This is a genomic window from Actinoallomurus rhizosphaericola (genome assembly GCF_024055675.1).
In the GTDB taxonomy this organism is placed as follows: Bacteria; Actinomycetota; Actinomycetes; order Streptosporangiales; family Streptosporangiaceae; genus Actinoallomurus; species Actinoallomurus soli.
Map to the genome: position 1 here is coordinate 81,010 of NZ_JAMXMW010000011.1, position 20,745 is coordinate 101,754.

Annotated in this window: 17 protein-coding genes; 10 read left to right on the forward strand and 7 right to left on the reverse strand. The window is 72.0% G+C overall.

What is annotated here, in order from left to right:
• The first annotated feature begins 33 nt into the window (after window positions 1–33).
• The gene (gene panB / locus NE234_RS23970) at window positions 34–876 is read left to right on the forward strand and encodes a 3-methyl-2-oxobutanoate hydroxymethyltransferase (RefSeq protein ID WP_252782755.1); all 843 of its coding nucleotides are present in this window, start codon (window positions 34–36) and stop codon (window positions 874–876) included.
• A 106-nt stretch (window positions 877–982) separates the two neighbouring features.
• On the opposite strand, the gene NE234_RS23975 is transcribed toward panB, so the two are convergent.
• The 3 genes from NE234_RS23975 to NE234_RS23985 form a co-directional block, all read right to left on the reverse strand.
• Window positions 983–1,918, reverse strand: coding sequence for a DMT family transporter (locus NE234_RS23975; protein WP_252782756.1), 936 nt, complete (start codon window positions 1,916–1,918; stop codon window positions 983–985).
• Between the two features lie 208 nt (window positions 1,919–2,126).
• Window positions 2,127–3,971, reverse strand: a complete 1,845-nt coding sequence (locus NE234_RS23980; RefSeq protein WP_252782757.1) for an NAD+ synthase — start codon at window positions 3,969–3,971, stop codon at window positions 2,127–2,129.
• A gap of 59 nt (window positions 3,972–4,030) precedes the next feature.
• Complete coding sequence (locus NE234_RS23985) at window positions 4,031–5,248, reverse strand: MFS transporter (RefSeq protein ID WP_252782759.1); 1,218 nt, start codon at window positions 5,246–5,248, stop codon at window positions 4,031–4,033.
• A 273-nt stretch (window positions 5,249–5,521) separates the two neighbouring features.
• Between NE234_RS23985 and NE234_RS23990 the strand changes: the two genes are divergently transcribed.
• A complete protein-coding gene (locus NE234_RS23990; protein WP_252782761.1) occupies window positions 5,522–6,916 on the forward strand; it encodes a glycoside hydrolase family 16 protein in 1,395 nt (464 codons plus the stop codon).
• A 188-nt stretch (window positions 6,917–7,104) separates the two neighbouring features.
• On the opposite strand, the gene NE234_RS23995 is transcribed toward NE234_RS23990, so the two are convergent.
• Window positions 7,105–8,334: an MDR family MFS transporter gene (locus tag NE234_RS23995; RefSeq protein ID WP_252782762.1), complete on the reverse strand. Its 1,230-nt coding sequence runs from the start codon at window positions 8,332–8,334 to the stop codon at window positions 7,105–7,107.
• A 69-nt stretch (window positions 8,335–8,403) separates the two neighbouring features.
• Here NE234_RS23995 and NE234_RS24000 point away from each other — a divergent pair, with 69 nt between their 5' ends.
• The 6 genes from NE234_RS24000 to NE234_RS24025 all read left to right on the forward strand — a co-directional run bounded on the left by NE234_RS24000 (window position 8,404) and on the right by NE234_RS24025 (window position 14,498).
• The gene (locus NE234_RS24000; RefSeq protein WP_252782764.1) at window positions 8,404–9,447 is read left to right on the forward strand and encodes a DUF5937 family protein; all 1,044 of its coding nucleotides are present in this window, start codon (window positions 8,404–8,406) and stop codon (window positions 9,445–9,447) included.
• 80 nt (window positions 9,448–9,527) lie between these two features.
• Window positions 9,528–10,367 (forward strand): ABC transporter substrate-binding protein, encoded by an 840-nt coding sequence (locus NE234_RS24005; protein ID WP_252782765.1) that lies wholly within the window; start codon window positions 9,528–9,530, stop codon window positions 10,365–10,367.
• A 95-nt stretch (window positions 10,368–10,462) separates the two neighbouring features.
• Complete coding sequence (locus NE234_RS24010) at window positions 10,463–11,989, forward strand: penicillin-binding transpeptidase domain-containing protein (RefSeq protein WP_252782767.1); 1,527 nt, start codon at window positions 10,463–10,465, stop codon at window positions 11,987–11,989.
• A gap of 74 nt (window positions 11,990–12,063) precedes the next feature.
• Complete coding sequence (locus tag NE234_RS24015; RefSeq protein WP_252782770.1) at window positions 12,064–12,873, forward strand: ABC transporter substrate-binding protein; 810 nt, start codon at window positions 12,064–12,066, stop codon at window positions 12,871–12,873.
• 30 nt (window positions 12,874–12,903) lie between these two features.
• On the forward strand, window positions 12,904–13,725 hold the full coding sequence (locus NE234_RS24020) for an amino acid ABC transporter permease (RefSeq protein WP_252782772.1): 822 nt from the start codon (window positions 12,904–12,906) through the stop codon (window positions 13,723–13,725).
• Window positions 13,722–14,498: an amino acid ABC transporter ATP-binding protein gene (locus NE234_RS24025; RefSeq protein WP_308206919.1), complete on the forward strand. Its 777-nt coding sequence runs from the start codon at window positions 13,722–13,724 to the stop codon at window positions 14,496–14,498. Before NE234_RS24020 ends, NE234_RS24025 begins: the two co-directional genes overlap by 4 nt.
• Window positions 14,499–14,589: 91 nt before the next feature.
• Here NE234_RS24025 and NE234_RS24030 read toward each other — a convergent pair whose 3' ends face one another.
• Window positions 14,590–16,041, reverse strand: coding sequence for an alkaline phosphatase family protein (locus NE234_RS24030; RefSeq protein WP_252782773.1), 1,452 nt, complete (start codon window positions 16,039–16,041; stop codon window positions 14,590–14,592).
• A 418-nt stretch (window positions 16,042–16,459) separates the two neighbouring features.
• On the opposite strand from NE234_RS24030, the gene NE234_RS24035 reads away from it, so the two are divergent.
• A complete protein-coding gene (locus NE234_RS24035; protein ID WP_252782775.1) occupies window positions 16,460–17,821 on the forward strand; it encodes a glutamine synthetase family protein in 1,362 nt (453 codons plus the stop codon).
• Here NE234_RS24035 and NE234_RS24040 read toward each other — a convergent pair.
• Window positions 17,803–18,372 (reverse strand): TetR/AcrR family transcriptional regulator, encoded by a 570-nt coding sequence (locus NE234_RS24040; protein WP_252782777.1) that lies wholly within the window; start codon window positions 18,370–18,372, stop codon window positions 17,803–17,805. The two genes, NE234_RS24035 and NE234_RS24040, sit on opposite strands and share 19 nt — an antisense overlap.
• Window positions 18,373–18,492: 120 nt before the next feature.
• Here NE234_RS24040 and NE234_RS24045 point away from each other — a divergent pair, with 120 nt between their 5' ends.
• The gene (locus NE234_RS24045) at window positions 18,493–20,079 is read left to right on the forward strand and encodes an MDR family MFS transporter (protein ID WP_406567058.1); all 1,587 of its coding nucleotides are present in this window, start codon (window positions 18,493–18,495) and stop codon (window positions 20,077–20,079) included.
• A 77-nt stretch (window positions 20,080–20,156) separates the two neighbouring features.
• Here NE234_RS24045 and NE234_RS24050 read toward each other — a convergent pair whose 3' ends face one another.
• Entirely contained in the window at window positions 20,157–20,738 is a 582-nt protein-coding gene (locus NE234_RS24050) for a hypothetical protein (protein WP_252782781.1), read from the reverse strand.
• Window positions 20,739–20,745: the final 7 nt, after the last annotated feature.

Below are 20,745 nucleotides of genomic sequence, written 5' to 3' on the forward strand. Positions count from 1 at the left end.
GCCACCGTGGCGCCTCGAGGCTGGAGGTTTCGCATGTCTGTTTCGAGCAGTCGGCCGACCACCCTGTACGGCGGCCAGACCGGACGCCGCGTGACCGTACGCGACATCGCGGCGGCCAAGGAGCGCGGCGAGAAGTGGCCCATGCTCACCGCGTACGACGCGCTCACCGCGCGGGTCTTCGACGACGCCGGGATCCCGGTGCTCCTCGTCGGCGACTCCGCCGGAATGGTGGTCTTCGGTCACGAGTCCACGATCCCCGTCACCGTCGACGACCTCATCCCGCTGACCGCGGCGGTCGTGCGCGGCACCTCCCGCGCCATGGTCGTCGCCGACCTGCCGTTCGGCGCGTACCAGGCCGGCGTGGCCGAGGCCCTGCACACCGGCGCGCGGTTCCTCAAGGAGGCCGGCGCGCACGCGGTCAAGCTCGAGGGCGGCCGGCGGGTCCTCCCGCAGGTGGAGGCGCTGGTCGCGGCGGGCATCCCGGTCATGGCGCACCTCGGCCTCACGCCGCAGTCCGTGAACGCCTTCGGCGGCTACCGCGTCCAGGGACGCGGTGAGGACGGCGAGCGTCTCATGGCCGACGCCAAGGACCTCGAGGCGGCCGGAGCCTTCTCCGTCGTGCTCGAATGCGTGCCCACCGAACTCGCCGACCGCGTCACCGCCGCGCTGTCCATCCCGACGATCGGCATCGGTGCGGGTCCCGGCACCGACGCGCAGGTGCTGGTGTGGCAGGACATGGCCGGCCTCACCCCGCACACCGCCAAGTTCGTCAAGAAGTACGCCGACGTGGCCGGCGTGCTGCGCGGCGCCGTCGAGGAGTACGCCGCGGAGGTCGTCTCGGGTGCCTTCCCCGGCCCCGAACACGGCTACCGCTGATCGCCCGACCGCTTGACCGCCGCCGTCCGCCCGGGTCCGCCGGGCCGGGCGGCGGCGCCTTCTCGTCCGGGTCCGCCAGGTGAGCGGCGGTGCCTCGTCCGGGCGGTCACCGCGGGCTCGGCACGTCATCGCCGCGGGCGACCTCCGGCGCGGAGGGCTCGGCATCGCGTTCGGAGAACAGGAAGATGCCGCCGAGGATGAGGGCTGCGCCGAGGAACCGCCACCGGTCGACGCCCTCGCCGAGGGCGAGCACCGCGGTCGCCAGGCCGAACAGAGGGATGACGTTGAGGATGACGCCCGCGACGGCGACCGTGATCCGGGTGATGGCGTGGTTGTAGAGCAGGAACGCGACCGCCAGGCCGCCGCCGCACACGACCGCGGCGACGAGCCAGTGCCGGGGGCGCGCGGCGGGAGCGGCGATCCCGGCGCCCCACGCCCACTGCCAGAGCATCAGGGGCAGCGTGAAGACCAGGCCGAAGGTGAACTGGTAGGTGGTCACGACCAGCGGCTCGACGTTCGCGACGACGCGGTCCGCCAGGACGGAGTAGCCCGCGGCCGACAGCGAGCCGAGGAGCACCAGCAGGTCGCCGGCCGTGAGCCGTGCCTCCGGATGGGCGCCGCCGAGCGCGGCCACCCCCGCCGTGGCGAGGACGACCCCCGCGACTCCCCGGCCGGTGGGGAGCCTGCGCGCGGCGATCGCGGCCAGCACGACGACGAAACATGACTCGGTCCCGGACAGCAGCGCCGCCTGAGCCGCCTCGATCGAGGTCAGCCCGAGCCCGATCGCGCCATAGCCGATCATCGGCTCGAGCAGGCCGAGCAGGGCCAGGGCGCCCAGTCGCCGCCCGGCCGGGCGGCGATGCCCCTTCGCGAGCAGGACCGCCCAGAGCAGCGCGGTGGCGGCCGCCAGAGTCACGCCGAGCATGGTCATGACCGGTAGGCCCCGCAGCGCGTACTTCTCCCCGGTGGACCAGCAGCCCCAGATCGCCGAGGCGAGGAGCAGCGGCGGTACGCCGCTCCGCCGGCCGACCGCGCTCCCCATCACCCGGCCTCCCCGCTGGGCGGTCCGGCCGGTTCCCGGCCCGATCACCAGGGACGCCGCGGCCGTCCTCTCCGCCCCTGCGGCGGGTCCGTGTGATTCTCGGCGGTGCGCGCTGAGCCGGGCAAGCGATTAACGCGATCGCCGAGGGCGCTCCGGCCCTCGGCGATCGGCCGGGACGGCCCTCGATGATCGGGCGGGACGGCGTCGGTCAGGCGTTCTCGGCGGTCTGCCTCTTCGCGACGCGCGCCGGGTCGGCGGTGCCGGGGGCGACGATCTCCCGCCACTTGTTGGTGATGGGGAGACGGCGGTCGCGGCCGAAGTTCTTCGGGGTGATCTTCGGGCCCGGCGGGTACTGGCGGCGCTTGTACTCGGCCGCGTCGACCAGCCGGATCACCCGCTCGACCAACTCGGGGTCGTGACCGGCGGCGATGAGGCCGTCGCGGCCCATGTCCTTCTCGACGTAGTCGTCCAGGAGCGCGTCGAGGATGTCGTACGGCGGGAGCGAGTCGGTGTCGAGCTGGCCGGGACGCAGCTCGGCGGACGGCGGCTTGTCGATGATGTTCTGCGGGATCGGCGGGGTCTCGGACGGGCGCGTGAACGGGTGGGCTCCGTCGGTCCGCTCGTTGCGCCACGTGGACAGCGCGAAGACCGTGACCTTCGGCACGTCCTTGATCGGCCCGTATCCGCCGGCCGAGTCGCCGTACAGCGTGGAGTAGCCGGTGGCCAGCTCGCTCTTGTTCCCGGTGGTCAGGACCAGGTGGCCGTGCTCGTTGGACAGGCCCATGAGGATGTTGCCGCGGACCCGCGCCTGGAGGTTCTCCGCGGCCAGGCCGTGCAGCTCCAGCTCCGCCTCGTACGCGTCGACCATGCCGCGGATCGGCACCGTACGCGAGTGGATGCCCTGCCGCTTGACCAGGTCCTCCGCGTCGGTGATCGAGTGGTCGCTGGAGTAGCGGCTCGGCATGAGGACGGCGTGCACGTTGTCCGGGCCGATCGCGTCGGCGGCGATCGTGGCCACGAGCGCGGAGTCGATGCCGCCGGACAGGCCGAGGATGACCGAGCGGAAGCCGTTCTTGCGGACGTAGTCGCGCACGCCGAGCACGAGCGCGCCGTACACCTCGCCGAGGTCGCCCAGCGGCTCGGCGCAGGGCGGCTCCTCCGGGGTGTACGCCGGCAGCGGGTCCGGAGACAGCAGCACGCGCTCGATGGTGATGGTGGTGCCGTCGCGCCCGTCCGCGGGCGTCTCGCCCGGCGTGAACTCCGCCGGGGCGGCGGGCAGATCCAGGTCGGCGACGAGCAGGTCCTCGGTGAACTGCGGGCCGCGGGCGACCAGCCGGCCCTCGCCGTCCACGATGACGGAGTCGCCGTCGAAGATGAGCTCGTCCTGGCCGCCGACCAGGTTGACGTAGGCGAGCGCGCACCCGGCCTCGCGGGCACGCCGCGCGCACAGCTCCAGGCGCACGTCGTCCTTGTTGCGCTCGTACGGCGAGGCGTTCGGGGTGACGAGCAGCTGGGCGCCGGCGTCGCGGGCCACCGCGACCGGCCCGCCCTCCTGCCACAGGTCCTCGCAGATCGCCACGGCGACGTCGACGCCGTGGAACCGGAAGACGGGCAGCCGGTCGCCGCGGACGAAGTAGCGGTACTCGTCGAAGACGCCGTAGTTCGGCAGGTGGTGCTTCGCGGTGCGCACGACGACCCGGCCCTGGTACAGCACCGCCGCCGCGTCCAGGGGCGCGCCGGCGGGCTGGCCGACGCGGTCCACGACGTCGCCGCGCCGGTCGAGGTAGCCGAGCACGACGGCCAGCTCGCCGAGACCCTCGTCGGCGAGCCGCCGGGCGGTCGCCTCCAGGGTGGCGATCGACGCGTCCACGAACGACTTGCGCAGCGCGAGGTCCTCCACCGGGTAGCCGGTGAGGAACATCTCGGGGAAGACGACGAGGTGCGCGCCGCGGTCGGCGGCGCGCCGGGTCCATTCGACGGTCAGGTCGGCGTTGCCGGTGAGGTCGCCGACGGTCCCGTTCACCTGAGCGAGTGCGATACGAAGCTGTGCCACGCCTTTGAGACTAGACGGGACGTACGGGGCGGTGTTCCCAGGGACCGGAGGGCCGGGTGTCACGTCCGGCGGTCGCGCGGCGGCGACGCCAGCATGCGCACCTCGGGGAACAGCAGCGGGACGAGGACGACGAGGACCTGCAGGGTCCCGGCGGTCCAGAGCGTCGTCCGCAGGCCGAAGCAGCCCGCCACGGGCGCCACCAGCGCCAGGCCGAGGGGCTGGCAGGCGAGCGCCCCCGCCCACTCGTAGGCGCAGACGCGCGACAGGGCCGTGGCCGGGATGTGGTGCTGCAGGGCCGTCTCCCACAGCGTGTTGAAGACCATGAGGACGAGCCCGCCGCAGAACGCCGCGATCGCGATGCCGGCCACCGTGAGCCCGGCGGCCAGGGCGAGGGTCGGGCAGGCGAACATCACCATGATCGCCACTCCGGAGCGCAGCGGGTACCGCGGCCGTACGCACAGCGCGATCGCGCCGCCGCCGAGGCAGCCCGCGCCGAACGTCGCGGAGATCAGCGCCCACGCGCCCGCGCCGCCGAACGACCGGGCGCTCACCGTGGGGCCGAGCACCGAGAAGGCCCCGTACAGCAGGTTCACCAGGGAGGCGGCCACGATGACGCTCCACACCCACCGCCGGGAGCGGAACTCCCGCCAGCCGTCGGCGAGTTCGCGGGCGAACCTCTGCGGCCGGTCGCCCCCGGCCCGCCGCAGCCGCAGCCGGGACAGGCACGCGGCGCTGACCGCGAACGTCGCCGAGTCCGCGGCGAGCGCCCAGCCCGGGCCGGCGCCGACGACCAGGGCACCGGCCAGCGCGGGCCCGGTGAGGAGCGACGTGGACAGCGCCAGGACCCGCAGGGCGTTGGCGGGCTGCCGCTGCTCGGGTCGCGTCGTCGCCTGCACGACCCCGGCGACGGCGGGCCCGGAGACCGCGGCGGCGATCCCGTGCACCGCCTGGAGGACCACGAGATGCCAGATCCGGGCGGCGCCGCTGATCAGGAGGGTTGCCGCGACGCCCTGGATGACGGCGCGGACGAGGTCGGAGCCGAGCATGAGCGAGTGGCGAGGCAGGCGGTCGGCGATGACGCCGCCGATCAGCGTGAACAGCACCTCTGCCGCCGAGCCGGCGGCGAGGACGACCCCGAGGTCGAGGGCGCGCCCGGTCAGGCCGAGGACGGCGAAGGCGAGGGCGGGGGCGACCATCCCGTCGCCCAGCATGGAGGTGCACTGGCCGAGGAAGAACCAGCGGAAGTCACGCTCCCGGAGCACGGACAGCCCGCGCACCAGGCCACAGGACCTCGGACCCTGCACCATTCAGCTCGTACGCCGCCTCGAAGGGGGTTAACCTCCTGAAGTTAGACATTTCACAACATTCGGTCAATCCCTAGCGTGCTCGCGCCGACAGGACCAGGCGTTCATGAGTTGAACGCATAACTCCGAGCCGAGCCGATTACGTGTTCATGCCTTGACCGAATCGCTTACGCGAGGGACAGTGAGGCCGCAGCCTCCCGACTGCGCGCTCATGGCTCCGCCCCCGCTCTCGGAAGAGAGGTCCCTATGAGTGCGACCCCCGCCAGGCGAGGCAGGCTCCGCCTGCGAGCGACCCTCGCCCTGCTGTCCTCCCTCGTCGTCGCGGGCGCCGTGGCGACCGTCACCCCCGGCGCGGCCCGCGCCTCCGTGCCCGATCCTCCCTCCGGCTGGACGACCGTGTTCAGCGACGACTTCAACGGCGCCGCGGGCTCCGGCGTCGACACCGCGAACTGGCAGTACACGACCGGGACGAGCTACCCCGGCGGCCCCGCGAACTTCGGCACCGGGGAGGTCGAGACGATGACCTCCTCGACCTCGAACGTCTCCCTCGACGGCGCGGGGAACCTGCGCATCACCCCGCAGCGCGACGGCGCCGGGAACTGGACCTCCGGCCGGATCGAGACCCGGCGCTCGGACTTCCAGCCGCCCGCCGGCGGGAAGCTCCGGGTCGAGGCGCGGATCCAGATGCCGGACGTCACCGGCACGGCGGCCCACGGCTACTGGCCCGCGTTCTGGATGCTCGGCGCCCCGTACCGCGGCAACTGGTGGAACTGGCCGGGCATCGGCGAACTCGACATCATGGAGAACGTTCAAGGCATCAACAACGAGTGGGCCACGATGCACTGCGGCACCAGCCCCGACGGCCCGTGTCACGAGACGAACGGCATCAGTGGCCAGCGCGCCTGCTCTCCGACGACCTGTCAGGCCGCGTTCCACACTTACGCCCTCGAATGGGACCGCAGCACCAGCCCGGAACAAATGCGGTTCTACCTCGACGGCGTCAACTTCCACACCGTGCGCGCCGACCAAATGGACGCCACCACCTGGGCCAACGCGACGAATCACGGCTACTTCGTCATCCTGAACCTCGCGATGGGCGGCGGGTTCCCGGCGGCGTACGGCGGCGGCCCGGACTCCGGCACCGTCCCCGGCCACTCCATGCTGGTCGACTACGTGGCGGTCTGGCAGACCGGTGGCGGGAGCACGCCCCCGCCGCCCCCACCGGGGAACCGCGACGCCTACACGCCGGTCCAGGCCGAGTCCTACGACCAGCAGTCCGGCCTGGCCACGGAGACGACGACCGACAGCGGCGGCGGCCAGGACGTCGGGTGGGCCGCGAACGGCGACTGGGCGCTGTACAAGGGCGTCGACTTCGGCTCCACGCCCGCGACGCAGTTCTACGCGCGGGTCGCGAGCGGCGCCGCCGACGGCGTGAGCGGGCTGGTCGAGGTGCGTCTCGACAGCCGGTCCAACGCGCCGATCGGAAGCTTCGCCGTCGGGAACACCGGCGGCTGGCAGAGCTGGCGCACGGTCCCGGCCAACATCGCCGGGGTCACCGGCACGCACGACGTGTACCTGACCTTCACCAGCGGCCAGCCCGCCGACTTCGTCAACGTCAACTGGTTCGACTTCGGTCACTGAGACGTGCGGGCGCGGGGCGTCCACCGGTTTCCCGCCCCGCCCGCCTCGCGCCCGCACCCTTTCCGGCCGATCCCCTTCCACTGCGCCAGGGCTCGTCGTCCCTCCTACGACGCCGGCGCCCGTCGCCCCGCCTACGGTGCCGGGGCCTGTCGTCTCTCCTACGGCGCCGGGCCTGTGTCGTCCCGTCTTCACGGCATCAGGGCCCGTCGCCGCCGGACCGCGGGGCCGAGCGCGAGCGCGCCGCAGGCGGCGACCCCGCACAGGACGGCGCAGGCGAGCCACGGCGACCAGGGGGCCAGACCGAGCAGCCCGCCGCCGAGCGGCGGGCCGAGCAGGGACGCGGCCGCGAACGCCGTGCCGTACAGCCCGCTGTAGCGCCCCCGCAGGTGCGCGGGCGCCAGGTCCGCGATGATCGCGGTGGACACCGCCGCGAAGAGGACCTCGCCCAGCGTCCACACCAGGACCGTCGCCCCGAACGCCCAGGCCGACGACGCGAACGCGGTCAGCCCGAACCCGGCCCCGACCACGGCCATGCCCGCAGCCAGGACCCGGCTGTGGTCACGGCGGCCGAGCCAGGCGCCGAGCAGCGGCTGGACGACGACGATCCCGATGCCGTTGAGGGCCATCGCGAAGCCGTACGCCGACGGCGGGAGCCCCGCGTGCCGCATCGCCAGCGGGAGCGTCGAGTAGGACTGCATGTAGACGATGCCGTAGCAGAGGACGACCAGCACCGAGGCGACGGCGACGCGGTCCCGGAGGACGTCCACGAGCCCGCCGGGTTCGCGCTCCGCGCGCCGGCCGCGGGTCTCGGGCACCGCCCGCCAGACCAGGAGACCGCACATCACGGACGTGGCCGCGTCGATCCAGAACAGCCAGGAGAAGCCGGCGCGCGACAGCGTCCCGCCGAGCACCATCGCGACCGCGAAGCCCAGGTTGATCGCCCAGAACAGCAGGCCGAACGCGCGGGTCCGCTCGGCGGGCCCGACCAGGTCGGCCAGCAGCGCCTGCGAGGCCGGGCGGAACGCGTCGATCGTCAGGCCGAGCACGAACACCAGCACGATCAGGACCGGGGTCGCGGTCGTGTACCCGAGCGCGAGCATCGCGGCGGCGGTGGCCAGCATCCCGCCGGTCAGCGTGGCCCGCCGCCCGACCCGGTCGGCGAGCACTCCGCCGACGACCTGGGAGATGATCGAGCCGAGGCCGAACAGCGCGAGCACGAGCCCGGTCGCGCCGGCCGACAGGCCGCGCACCCCCGTGAGATAGAAGGCGAGGAACGGCTCGACCATCGTGCCGAGCCGGTTGACGAAGCTGCCGGTCCACAGCGCCCAGAAGCCCGGCGGCAGGCCACCGACCCGCGTGTGCAGGAACGCGGGGAGCCGGGTGGGCGGCGGAGCGGGCTTCTCGTCGACGGAGGTCATGGCGGAATGGTCGACAACACCGGCGCCCGGCTGGAACTCTTTTAGCGGTGCCTGAATGATCGAAGCCTGATGATCGAATTCCTCTTCGCCCCGGACGACGTCGCGCGCGTCCGGTTCGCGTTCTCGCCCCTCTGGGAGCTCATGCACAGCCTGCGCGTGCTGGCCGACCCGTCCCGGCGCGCGTTGCATCTGCCGTGGGTGCGCGCCGTACGGCCCCGGCTGCGGGGGCTCGACCTGACGCCGTTGCACGCGCTCGTCCCCGCGGACGGGTACATGCCCGACTTCCTGACCCCGCCTCCGGCGTCCCCGCTCCCGGACTTCGCCGCCGAACTGGCGCGGGTGCGGGCCACGCCCCCCGGCCGGGTCGCCGTGGAGATCCGGGACGTCGGGAGGCGGGCCGTGGAGCCGGCGTCGTTGCGCGCGCGGCGCCGGGCGATGGCGGAGGAGCCCGAGCGCGCCCTCGCCCAGGTGGCGGACCTGATCGCGGCCTACTGGGAGGCGGCGCTGGAGGACTCTTGGCCGAGGATGCGGGCGCTGCTGGAGGCCGACGTGCTCCGGCGGTCCCGCGCCATGACCGAGCGCGGGGCGGAGGGGCTGTTCGCCGGCCTGCACGAGGCGGTGCGCTGGCACGGTGACCGGCTCGCCGTCCAGCGCCGGTGGCACCATCGCGGTCCGCTGGCCGGGCGCGGGCTGGTGCTGGTGCCGAGCGCGTTCGTCTGGCCGGCCGTCTCGGTGATGACCCCGCCGTACCAGCCGATGCTGAGCTACCCGGCGTACGGCGTCGCGACGTTGTGGGAGACCGCTCCGGCGGCGCCTCCGGACGCCCTCGCGGCACTGATCGGGCGGCGTCGCGCGTCGCTGCTGCTCGCGCTGACGGTCCCGGCGTCGACGACGGAGCTCGCCAGGCGCCTGGCGGTGACCCCCGGTGCGATCAGCCAGCACCTGGGCGTCCTGCGCGCCTGCGGTCTGGTGACCGGCCACCGGGTCGGCAGGCGCGTCCTGTACTCGCGCACGGCGGCCGGCGACGCGCTCGCGGAGGCGGGCGGCGCGGCCCATGGTGACGCGCTCGATGGCGGTGGCGGGGGAGACGTCGCGGGCGACGGCCCGCGATGACGCGCCGCGGGAGCGGATGGCGCGATCGGCATGGACGTGACGGTGCGCAACTGGTTGACTCTTCCGAGTGAGTGGGACGGATGGAGCGTCGTACCCCCCTCGGAGGCACCGTGCACCTGTTCACTCTCTCCCGGGCGTGCGCCGTGCCCGCGACGGCGGTGGCCGCCTGCCTGTTCGCCGGGTGCGCGCCGCCCGGTCAGACCGTGCGGGGCGTCCACCTGGTCGCCCGCGGCAGGCTCACCACCTGCACGCACCTGCCGTACGCCCCGTTCCAGTTCCAGCGGGGCAGGGCGGTGGTCGGCTTCGACGTGGACCTGATCGACCTGGTGGCCCGGCGGCTGGGCGTGCGGCAGAAGATCGTCGACACGCGGTTCACCGCCATCACCTCGGGCGAGGTGTTCGCGGTCGCGGCCTGCGACGTGGCGGCCGCCGGCACGACCATCGACCCGCGGCGGGCCGCCGTGATCGACTTCTCCCGGCCGTACTTCGACTCCGGGCAGGTGCTGATGGCCCGCCGTGACGCGCGGATCACCCCGGACGCCCTGGGGCCGAACGGGCCGCGGGTCGGTGTGGTCGTCGGCACGACGGGGCAGGCGTACGCGCGCCGCCGGGGATGGCAGACGAAGGGCTATGAGAACGCCACGACGGAGCTGGACGCGCTGCGCACCGGTCAGGTCGACGCGCTCGTCCAGGACGATCCGGTCGTGCGCTACTGGCTCACCGACGAGGCCAACGCGGACTTCACGCTCGTCCCGGGGATGCTCACCCACGAGAAGTACGGCTTCGCCGTGCGCAAGGGCCACAACCCGGCGCTGCTGCGGCTGATCGACGACGTCATCGCGCAGATCCGGCGGGACGGCACCTACCGGCGGACGTACGAGCGCTGGATGGGCCCGATGCCGCCCCAGACCACCGCGTGACATAGCCGGGATGAGCCGGCGGCCGGAATCGGCCATGCCGTCGTCGCCGCGTCGGAGACCATGATCGACTTAGAGGTCGCCGATGGGGGAGTCCGATGCGCAGAGTGGCCGTCATCGCGGCCGGCCTGATCATCCTGGTGGCGGCGGCCGCGTTCTCGTGCGCCGCCTTACGAGGACCGAGCGGTCCGGCGACGCCGGAGGAGGCCTCGCGCGCCTACTTCCGCGCCTGGAGCTACGGGGACTTCTCGGCGATGCGGCGGCTCGTCGACGACCCGCCCGGAGACTTCGCCGACCGGCACCGCGCCCTGTCCCATGCGCTGCGCGTCGACGCGGTGGACTTCACCCCCGGCCGGCTCGTACGGCAGGGCGACGAGGCGTCCGTCGACTACGGCGTCACCCGGCACCTGACCGGAGTCGGCGACTGGAGCTTCCGCGCGACCCTCCGGCTCGCGCGCCGCGACGGCGCGTGGCGGGTCCTGTGGTCGCCGGCCACGCTGCACCCCGCCCTGGTCGACGGCGGCGCGTTGGCCCTGACCCGGTCCGACGCCGCGTCGGGAGCGCCGGTCGCCGCGGACGGCCGGCCCCTGCCCGACGACAGCGGCGCCCAGCCGTACCTCGCCGACGTCGGCGGACGGTACGGCGAGGATGACGGCGTCCCCGGCTGGGTGGTGCAGGTCCGGAACCCGGGACGGCCGGCGCGGCAGCTGAAGGTCTTCCCCGGTCATGGCGCGGAACCCGTCCGTACGACCATCGACCGGCGCGCGCAGGCCGCCGCCGACGCGGCCGTGGGATCGGCGTCGGCCGCACTCGTCGCGATCCGCCCCTCGACGGGGGAGATCGTGGCGGTCTCCGACCGGCTGCCCGACGCCGAGAGCGCGTTCCAGGGGCTGTATCCGCCGGGGTCGACGTTCAAGGTGGTCGTCGCGGCGGCGCTGCTGGACGGCGGGATGACGCCGGCGAGCGCGGTCGACTGCCCGGCCGTGACGGTCGCCGGGCAGCGCACGATCCACAACCACGGCGGGCTGGCGCTCGGCCGGGTCCCGCTCGCCGACGCGTTCGCGGAGTCCTGCAACACGACGTTCGCGAAGCTCGGGGTGGCGGCGGGAACGGACCGGATCCGGCAGAGCGCCACGGCGTTCGGCTTCGGCGCGCACTTCGACACGGGGACCGACACGGCGTACTCCGGTGACTTCCTGGACCCGGGCGGCGACAACGGGCTGGCCGAGGCGTCGATCGGGCAGGGCAGGGTCCAGGCGACCCCGCTCGCCATGGCGGTCGTCGCCGCGGCCGTGGCCGACGGCTCGTACCGGCCGCCGAGGATGGTCCCCGCGCATCTCGTGCACGCGGGAACGGCCCGGCCGCTGCCGTCCTCGGTCGTCGGGGGGCTGCGGTCGATGATGCGCGCGGTCGCCACCCGGGGCACCGCGGCCCACGCCGGACTTCCGGCGGGCACGGCGGGCAAGACGGGGACGGCCGAATATGATGCCCAAGGCCATACGCACGCGTGGTTCATCGGCTACCGGGGCGATCTGGCCTTCGCCGTCTTCGTCCTCCACGGCGGGGACGGCGGGCAGGTGGCCGGGCCGGTGGCGGCTCGCTTCCTTGCTTTGATCAAGTCGTGACCCGCTGACGTTTCCGCAGGTGGCGAGCGATATGACATAGTCGGACAGTTATTTGTCCTGGTTATGGAGGAATTGTGGCTATCAGTCGTCGGCTCGCCGCCGCCACCGCCGGGCTCTGCGCGGCCGCCCTCGCCCTCACCGCCTGCGGTGGCGGAGGCGGCGGAGCGACGGTCCAGGGCGCCAAGCTGGTGAAGAAGGGCAAGCTGACCACCTGCACCCACCTGCCGTACCCGCCGTTCCAGTCGGCGCAGGGCGGCAAGGTCGTCGGCTTCGACGTGGACATCATCGACCTGGTCGCCAAGAAGCTCGGCGTGACCCAGCAGGTCGTCGACACCCCGTTCGAGACGATCAAGTCGGGGACCGCACTGAACGCCGGCAAGTGCGACGTCGCCGCCGCGGGCATGACGATCAAGCCGGAGCGGGCGAAGTACATCGACTTCACCAAGCCGTACTTCAACGCGACTCAGGCGCTCATGGCCAAGAAGGGCGTGACCTACGCGTCGCTGGACGACGTCAAGGCCAAGAAGCTCAAGGTCGGCTCCCAGGCGAGCACCACCGGTGAGGACTACGTCCACTCCAAGGGCATCGACTCGAAGTCCTTCAAGGACTCCGCCAGCCTCCTCAACGGGCTGCGCAGCGGCCAGGTCGACGTGATCATCGAGGACTACCCGGTCGTGCAGGGCTGGCTGAAGGACCCGGCGAACTCCGCGTACGGCGTCGCGGCCAGCCTCAACACCGGTGAGCAGTACGGCTTCGCCGTCCGCAAGGGCAAGAACCCCAAGCTGCTCGCGCTGATCAACCAGACGATCGACGAGGCGCGCCAGGACGGCGACTACAAGAAGATCTACGAGAAGTGGATCGGCCCGATGCCCGCGAACGCCTGAGCCCGGTCCTGACCGATCCGAGAGGCCGCAATGACTGAACACGCGGAGGCGGCGCCGCGGCTGACCCGCAGGCAGCGCCGCCGGATGATCCTGGGCGGCGAGTACGGCATCTTCATCGTCGCCGTCGTGCTGGTCGTGTCCCTGGCGAACTGGGGGGCGCTCAAGACCAACTTCGCCGAATGGCGGGTCGCCAAGACGCTGTTCCCCGACATCATCACGGTCGCGCTGCGCAACACCCTGCTGTTCACGGTCACCGGGTTCGCGCTCGGCCTGGCGGCCGGCCTGGTGCTGGCGCTGATGCGGCTGTCGTCGGTGCCGCCGTACCGCTGGTTCGCCATCGCCTACATCGAGGTGTTCCGCGGACTGCCCGCGCTGCTCATCTTCATCTTCGTGGGCACCGGCGTCCCGCTCGCCTTCCCGGGGGTCAACTTCCCCGGCGGCGTGTACGGCCAGGCCGCCCTCGCCCTGGGAGCGGTCTCGGCGGCGTACATGGCCGAGACGATCCGGGCCGGCATCGAGGCCGTGCCGCGCGGCCAGATGGAGGCGGCGCGCACGCTCGGCATGTCGCACGGGCGCGCGATGCGCTCGATCGTCATCCCGCAGGCGCTGCGCATCGTGATCCCGCCGCTGACCAACGAACTGGTCCTGCTGTTCAAGGACTCGTCCCTGGCGCTGTACCTGGGCGTCACGCTGCAGCAGCGGGAGCTGTCCAAGCTCGCCCAGGACGTGACCGGCCAGCAGGGCAACACCACGCCGATCATCGTCGCCGCCCTCTGCTACCTCATCATCACCATCCCGCTCGGCCACCTGGCGCGGCGGCTGGAGGCCCGGCAGAAGAGGGGGCAGCGGTGACGACCGTGAACACCACCGCGGCGGTCCAGGTCGCCGGGCTGCAGAAGGCGTTCGGGGACCTGGAGGTGCTGCGCGGCATCGACTTCGAGGTCGCGCGCGGCGAGGTCGTGTGCATCATCGGGCCGTCCGGGTCCGGCAAGTCCACGCTCCTGCGCTGCGTCAACCTCCTGGAGGAGCCCACCGCCGGGCAGGTGTACGTCGGCGGCGTGGAGCTGACCGACCCGGACGTGGACATCGACGCGGCGCGCCGCCGCGTCGGCATGGTGTTCCAGCAGTTCAACCTGTTCCCGCACCTGTCGGTGCTCGGCAACGTCACCATCGCCCAGCGCAAGGTGCTGCGGCGCTCCGCGGACGAGGCCGACCGGATCGCGCGCGACAACCTCACCCGCGTCGGGCTGGCCGACAAGGTGGACGCCTACCCCGCGCAGCTGTCCGGCGGCCAGCAGCAGCGGGTCGCCATCGCCCGCGCGCTGGCCATGGGCCCGGACGTCATGCTCTTCGACGAGCCGACCTCCGCGCTCGACCCCGAGCTCGTCGGCGACGTGCTCGGCGTCATGCGCAGGCTGGCCATCGAGGGCATGACGATGCTGGTCGTCACGCACGAGATGAGCTTCGCCCGCGAGGTCGCCGACCGGGTCGTCTTCATGGACGGCGGCGTCATCGTCGAGGAGGGGCCGCCGTCGAAGGTCATCGGCGACCCGACGCACGATCGCACGCGCAGGTTCCTGTCCCGCGTGCTCGACCCGGCCGCCGCCGAGGTCGAGGAAGCGTAAGCGAGCAGGCGGTGACGCGTGGGAGCATCGGCTGCTCCCGCGCCTCACCGCCGACGTTCCCGCCGGGAGGACGGCCGGTCTCAGGCGGGCGTCAACGGGGCAGCGGGCTGGTGCCCTCGATGCGCACGGACCGCAAGGCGTCGGGCCGGAGGCCGAGCAGCGTCAGGATGCTCGGCGCGATCTGCGTCGTGCGCACCTGCCGGGCGATCGTTCCGTTCCGGAACCCCGGGCCCGCGGTGACCAGAGCGACGTGCGTGTCCTCCGGGTTGAAACCACCGTGCTCGGCGATCTTGCTGCCCGGCTTGGTGTAGACGACGCCGGGCTTGGTGATCACGACGAGGTCGGGCACCCGGGGGTCACGGCGCGGGTCGCCGAATCGCCGGACGATGTCCTTGCCGACGAGCACCTTGGCGATCCCGGCCTTGGCCGCCTGCTTGCGCAGCGCCGCCGCGGCGGCGGGTGCCTTGGACTGGTCGGTCAGCCAGAGCAGCGCCCCGTCGTCCTGCGTCGCCTGGGCGACGAGCCCCGGCTTGACCGCGTTGACGATGCCGGGCAGGACGTCCTTGCCAACGATCTTCAGCTTGCTCTTGTCGATCGGCGACTGGCCGTGCTTCGCGGTCACGATGACGTCGGTCGAGCCGAGCAGGTGCTGACGCCCCAGTTCGGTGACCATGCGGCCGATCGAGGCGTCGGTGTGGTCGAGCGCCTCGGCGAGCTCGGGGCCGGGCGTGCCGCCGGCCTGGTAGCCACCGGCCGGGTCCTTCTGGGCCACGCTGACGGCCTGGAAGTTCATGCCGAAGACCGCCGGTACCGCCGCGCGGTGGGCGCCGGTGTGGTCGTACCCGTCGATCTCGTGGACGATCCCGGTGACCTTCAGGTCGTCGTTGCCCGCGGTGCCGGACGCCGGCACCGAGGCGACCTCGGGCGTGTAGAGGTCGTCGACGCCCTTGCCGGACGGGCCGTTGACGAGGTCGTAGGCGAGGTGCTTGTCGCTCCAGGCGGTGCGCAGACCGGCCTTCTTGACCACCTCGAAGATGGTGTTGACCCGCAGGTAGGAATGCGGGGCGACCGGCGCGCAGCCCTTCGCCGGGTCGCGGGGGAACTTCGCCGGGTCGAGGCCGCCGCCACCGTCCACCTTCGTCGAGTCGCGGTCGATGGTCTCGTCGTACAGGACCTCGGTGCCCTTGGTCGTGCAGTTCGACCCGGGGGCGGCCAGGGAGCGGTCGTAGCTGTCGTCGTAGTAGACGCCGGTGCTACGCGGCGTGCCGCCGGTCACCATCGACAGCAGGCCGGGGAAGGAGTCGGACGGGCTGGTGGTCGAGGCGTTCGCGTACGACGTGCCGCGCCGCAGCAGCCCGGCGAGGGCGGACTTCGGGTGCGCGGCCGCGTAGCGGACCAGGTCGGACTGGTGCAGGCCGTCGATGCTCAGCAGCAGCACGTGCCGGGCCGCGGGCGTCGCAGGGGCGGCCTGTGCGGTCATCGGCACGACGACCGCCGCCGCGGCGAGCCCGCCGAGCGCACCGGCGATAAGGCGTTTCCTCAATGACACTCCTTTGATGAGGGCCGGAGATCGGCCATACCTACATCTAGGGGCGGGAAGCGGACGTTCAGGGTGCGGCGCCCGTCCGGAGGTTGAACTCCGTCCGGAAGAGCCGTGTACGGCGGGTCAAAGCACGGCAAACCAGGGGCTCGCGCGCATCGACTCGGGGAACGAACGCGCCGGATGCTCGGTGATGGCCGAGTCCTGCCCGGGCGAATGCCGGAAGTGCCGCGCCGGGACGCCCTTTGCCGAGCATGCCGCTCGCCAGAGCGCCCGATGAGGCCTGCCTCGGGCGCAGAGGTCGGGAGGTGTCCTCGGGGAGCGTTCACAGGTCGCGACCTTGTAACGTGACCGAAACATGGGCGCGGCACACTGATAGAACGCCAGAGTTGTCGTTCGAAGGTCACAAAGGGGATCGGTTTTGGACCGTCAGCAGGAGTTCGTGCTCCGCACGCTCGAGGAGCGCGACATCCGCTTCATCCGGCTGTGGTTCACCGACGTGCTCGGATTCCTCAAGTCCGTCGCGGTGGCCCCCGCCGAGCTGGAGCAGGCGTTCGCCGAGGGCATCGGATTCGACGGCTCGGCCGTCGAGGGGTTCGCTCGCGTGTATGAGGCCGACATGCTCGCCAAGCCGGATCCGTCGACGTTCCAGGTGCTGCCGTGGCGGGCGGAGTCGCCGGGCACCGCCCGGATGTTCTGCGACATCCTCATGCCGGACGGCTCGCCGAGCTTCGCGGACCCGCGTTACGTCCTCAAGCGCACTCTGGGCCGCGCGGCCGACCTCGGGTTCACCTTCTACACCCACCCCGAGCTGGAGTTCTACCTGCTCGGCAAGGCGCCGGACGACGGCAGCGAGCCGACGCCGGTCGACCTCGGCGGCTACTTCGACCACACGCCGCACCGCGCCGCGCACGACTTCCGGCGCAACGCCATCATGATGCTGGAGTCGATGGGCATCTCCGTCGAGTTCAGCCACCACGAGGGCGGCCCGGGCCAGCAGGAGATCGACCTGCGCTACGCCGACGCGCTCACCACGGCCGACAACATCATGACGTTCCGCCTGGTGATGAAGGAGGTCGCGCTCGAGCAGGAGGTGCACGCCTCCTTCATGCCGAAGCCCTTCACCGAGTACCCGGGCTCGGGCATGCACACCCACATGTCGCTGTTCGAGGGCGACCGCAACGCCTTCTACGAGCCGGGCGCCGAGTACCAGCTCTCCAAGGTCGGGCGCGCGTTCATCGCCGGCCTGCTCCGGCACGCCGCCGAGATCACCGCGGTCACCAACCAGTGGGTCAACTCCTACAAGCGCCTGTGGGGCGGCGTCGGCGCGTCCGCCGGGGCCGGCGGCGAGGCCCCGCCGTACATCTGCTGGGGCCACAACAACCGCTCCGCGCTGGTGCGCGTGCCGATGTACAAGCCGCAGAAGGGGCACGCGACCCGCATCGAGTTCCGCGCGCCGGACACCGCCTGCAACCCCTACCTCGCCTTCGCCGCGATCCTGGGCGCAGGCCTGCGGGGCATCGAGCAGGGCTACGAGCTCCCGCCGGGCGCCGAGGACGACGTGTGGGCGCTGACCGCGGCCGAGCGCCGTGCGATGGGCATCGAGCCGCTGCCGCAGAGCCTGGACGAGGCCATCACCGCCATGGAGCGCAGCGAGCTGGTCGCCGAGGTCCTCGGCGAGCACGTGTTCGACTTCTTCCTGCGCAACAAGCGCGCGGAGTGGGAGGACTACCGCCGCCAGGTCACCGAGTACGAGCGCCGCCGCTATCTGTCGGTGCTCTGAGGCGTTCCGATCATCTCCATCGCGACGGCGAGGCCCGTCGTGCGGCGCTGCTCGTCGGTGATGTCGTAGTCGTCGAAGGCGAAGAGCGCGATGTTCAGCCCGAAGATCGCCATCGCCGACTTGAGCTGCTCGGTGAGCGGGGCCTTCCGGTCGGCGAGCAGCTCGATGAGGGCCCTGACCCGGCACTTGAGCTTCTCGCCGACCGCCAGTTCGCGCATGGTGGTCTGGTTCTCGTGCGCGAAGCGCATGATTCCGGGCGCCGAGGTGTACAGGTGGTCGGCGTAGCGGCGCACGATCTCCTGCCGCGTCTCCACGGTCGGCGGCTGGGCCTGACCCCAGGCGATGAGGTCGTCGAGCCTGGCGAGGGCGTCGTCGAACAGGCTGACGATGATGTCCTCTTTGGTCTTGAAGTGGTAGTACAGCGCCGCCTTGGTGACGTGCAGCCGCTCGGCGATCTCCCGTAGGGAGGTCTTCTCGTATCCGTGTTCGGCGAACAGCTCCAGCGCAACCGCCTGGATCCGCGCCCGGGTGTCGCCGCGGGGTTCGCCCATGATGAGACTCCGTCCAAACCAAACTAACTTGACGACCGGCTAGTTCCTAACTTACCGTACGGCAGGTAAAGAAACTAGCCGGTCGACAAGTAAGCAGTCGGCCACAGAGAGAGGTTACCGATGGCGGGGACGAACACGGCGGAGTCAGCGCCACCAGGCGCGGCGGAGCCGAGAAGCACGCGATCCATCTACATCGCGATCATCGGCCTGATGCTCGGCATGTTCCTCGCGATGCTCGACAACCTGATCGTCGGCACGGCGCTGCCGACGATCGTCGGCGACCTCGGCGGTCTCAGCCACCTCGCCTGGGTCGTCACCGCCTACACTCTCGCCACCGCGGCCGCGACGCCGATCTGGGGCAAGCTCGGCGACCTGTACGGCCGCAAGGGCATGTTCATGGCGTCCATCGTCGTCTTCCTCGCGGGCTCCATGCTGTCCGGGCTGTCGCAGAGCATGGGCCAGCTCATCGGGTTCCGCGCGCTGCAGGGCCTCGGCGCCGGCGGCCTCATGGTCGGCGCCTTCGCGATCATCGGTGACCTGGTCCCGCCGCGCGAGCGCGGCCGGTTCCAGGCGATCATCGGCGGGATGATGCCCATCGCCTTCGTCGGCGGCCCGCTGATCGGCGGGTTCCTCACCGACCACCTGAGCTGGCGCTGGACCTTCTACGTCAACGTGCCGCTCGGCGCGCTCGCCCTGCTGGTCACCGGTGTCGGCATGCGCCTGCACACCCCGCACATCAAGGCGAAGATCGACTTCCTCGGGGCGTTCCTGCTGACCGTCGGCGTCGTCTCCCTCACCCTGGTCGCGAGCTGGGGCGGCACCGAGTACCCCTGGGCCTCCTGGGAGATCATCGGGCTGGCGGTCGTGGCGGTCGTCACCCTGGTGCTGTTCGTGCTCGCCGAGGCCCGCGCCGCCGAGCCGATCCTGCCGCCGCGGCTGTTCCGCAACAAGAACTTCACGGTCGCGCAGATCCTGAGCTTCCTCGTGGGCGCCGCCATGTTCGGCGCGGTGAACTTCCTCCCGCAGTACATGCAGGACGTCCAGGGCGCCTCCGCGACGGCGAGCGGCCTGCTGCTCCTGCCGCTGATGTTCGGCATGCTGGTCGTCATGCTGACCACCGGTCAGCTGATCGCCCGCAACGGCCGCTACAAGCTCTACCCGATCATCGGCGGCGCGGTGATGACCGTCGGCATGCTCGTGCTGCTCCTGCTCAAGGTCGACACCAGCACGGCGGTGAGCTCGGCGCTGACCGCCGGCGTCGGTCTCGGCATGGGCTTCATCATGCAGAACACCATGCTGATCACCCAGAACAGCGCCGAGCTCCGGGACATGGGCGCGGCGAGCGGCTCGGTCACCCTGTTCCGTACGGTGGGCGGCTCGCTCGGCGTGGCGCTGTTCGGCTCCATCTTCACGAACCGCCTGGAGCACACCATCTCCGACCGGCTCGGCCCGCAGGTCGCCCACAGGATCTCGTCGGGCGGCGCGCACGTGACCCCGGCGCTGCTGCACACGCTGCCCGTGCCGGTGCAGGAGGCGTTCAAGTCCGGCGTCACCAACGGCCTGCACGGCACGCTGATCGGGGGAGCGGTCGTCGCCTTCGCGGCCTTCCTCCTCGCCTGGTTCGTCCGCGAGGTGCCGCTCCGCGGCTCGGCTCCCGGAAGCCCGAAGCAGCAGGCCGAGGAGACCCTCACCGAGCCGGTCATCTGATCGGGCGTCGATCGATCACGGGTCCCCGGTCCGCAGGAGGCGGACCGGGGACCCGTGACGTACGGCCTTCGAGGCGGTCACGGAATACGGTCGGCCAGCGACCACCACTCCTCCGCCTCCCGGCGTAGATCCTCGTCGGTCAGATGGCCGGCGATGAGACGCAGGGAGCCCAGGGCGTCCTTCACGCGCCTCATCCGGAACGCCCTGGGCAGCAGGGCGGGATCGCCCCGGCGCACCCGCAGCTCGTGCTCCAGCTCCCGGCTCTCCTCCCGCACCTCGTCCCGGGATCTGCCGATGTCGTCGAGGAACCCGGTCACCATCAGCTCCGGATCGAGGACCGGGTCCTGCTTCGACGGCCCGAAGTAGTGCAACATCGCGGCCTGCACCATGAGTCTCCGCTGCAGCGCCTGTTCCGGCTCGAGGGCGCCGGCCCGCCGGGCGACGCCGAGCGCCGTCAGCAGGATCGCCCCCCAGGTCCTGCCGTCCGGACTCCCGGACTCGGTGCCGAGCAGGCCGGTGTTGCACACGGAGAGCAGCACCGTCCACCACTCGGCGGGCGCGTCCGCCAGGTCGGAACGGGCCAGGACGCACTCCACCTGGGCCGGAGACATCCCGGTGAGTTCGGCGGTGCTCGGGAGAGGCGACGATTGGGTGTTCATGCTCCAC

Bases quoted from the DNA above. Each gene is read 5' to 3' on its own strand.
- panB (WP_252782755.1), top strand. From the start codon at position 34: ATGTCTGTTTCGAGCAGTCGGCCGACCACCCTGTACGGCGGCCAGACC.
- NE234_RS23975 (WP_252782756.1), bottom strand. From the start codon at position 1,918: ATGGGGAGCGCGGTCGGCCGGCGGAGCGGCGTACCGCCGCTGCTCCTC.
- NE234_RS23990 (WP_252782761.1), top strand. From the start codon at position 5,522: ATGAGTGCGACCCCCGCCAGGCGAGGCAGGCTCCGCCTGCGAGCGACC.
- NE234_RS23995 (WP_252782762.1), bottom strand. From the start codon at position 8,334: ATGACCTCCGTCGACGAGAAGCCCGCTCCGCCGCCCACCCGGCTCCCC.
- NE234_RS24000 (WP_252782764.1), top strand. From the start codon at position 8,404: ATGATCGAATTCCTCTTCGCCCCGGACGACGTCGCGCGCGTCCGGTTC.
- NE234_RS24005 (WP_252782765.1), top strand. From the start codon at position 9,528: ATGGAGCGTCGTACCCCCCTCGGAGGCACCGTGCACCTGTTCACTCTC.
- NE234_RS24010 (WP_252782767.1), top strand. From the start codon at position 10,463: ATGCGCAGAGTGGCCGTCATCGCGGCCGGCCTGATCATCCTGGTGGCG.
- NE234_RS24020 (WP_252782772.1), top strand. From the start codon at position 12,904: ATGACTGAACACGCGGAGGCGGCGCCGCGGCTGACCCGCAGGCAGCGC.
- NE234_RS24040 (WP_252782777.1), bottom strand. From the start codon at position 18,372: ATGGGCGAACCCCGCGGCGACACCCGGGCGCGGATCCAGGCGGTTGCG.
- NE234_RS24045 (WP_406567058.1), top strand. From the start codon at position 18,493: ATGGCGGGGACGAACACGGCGGAGTCAGCGCCACCAGGCGCGGCGGAG.
- NE234_RS24050 (WP_252782781.1), bottom strand. From the start codon at position 20,738: ATGAACACCCAATCGTCGCCTCTCCCGAGCACCGCCGAACTCACCGGG.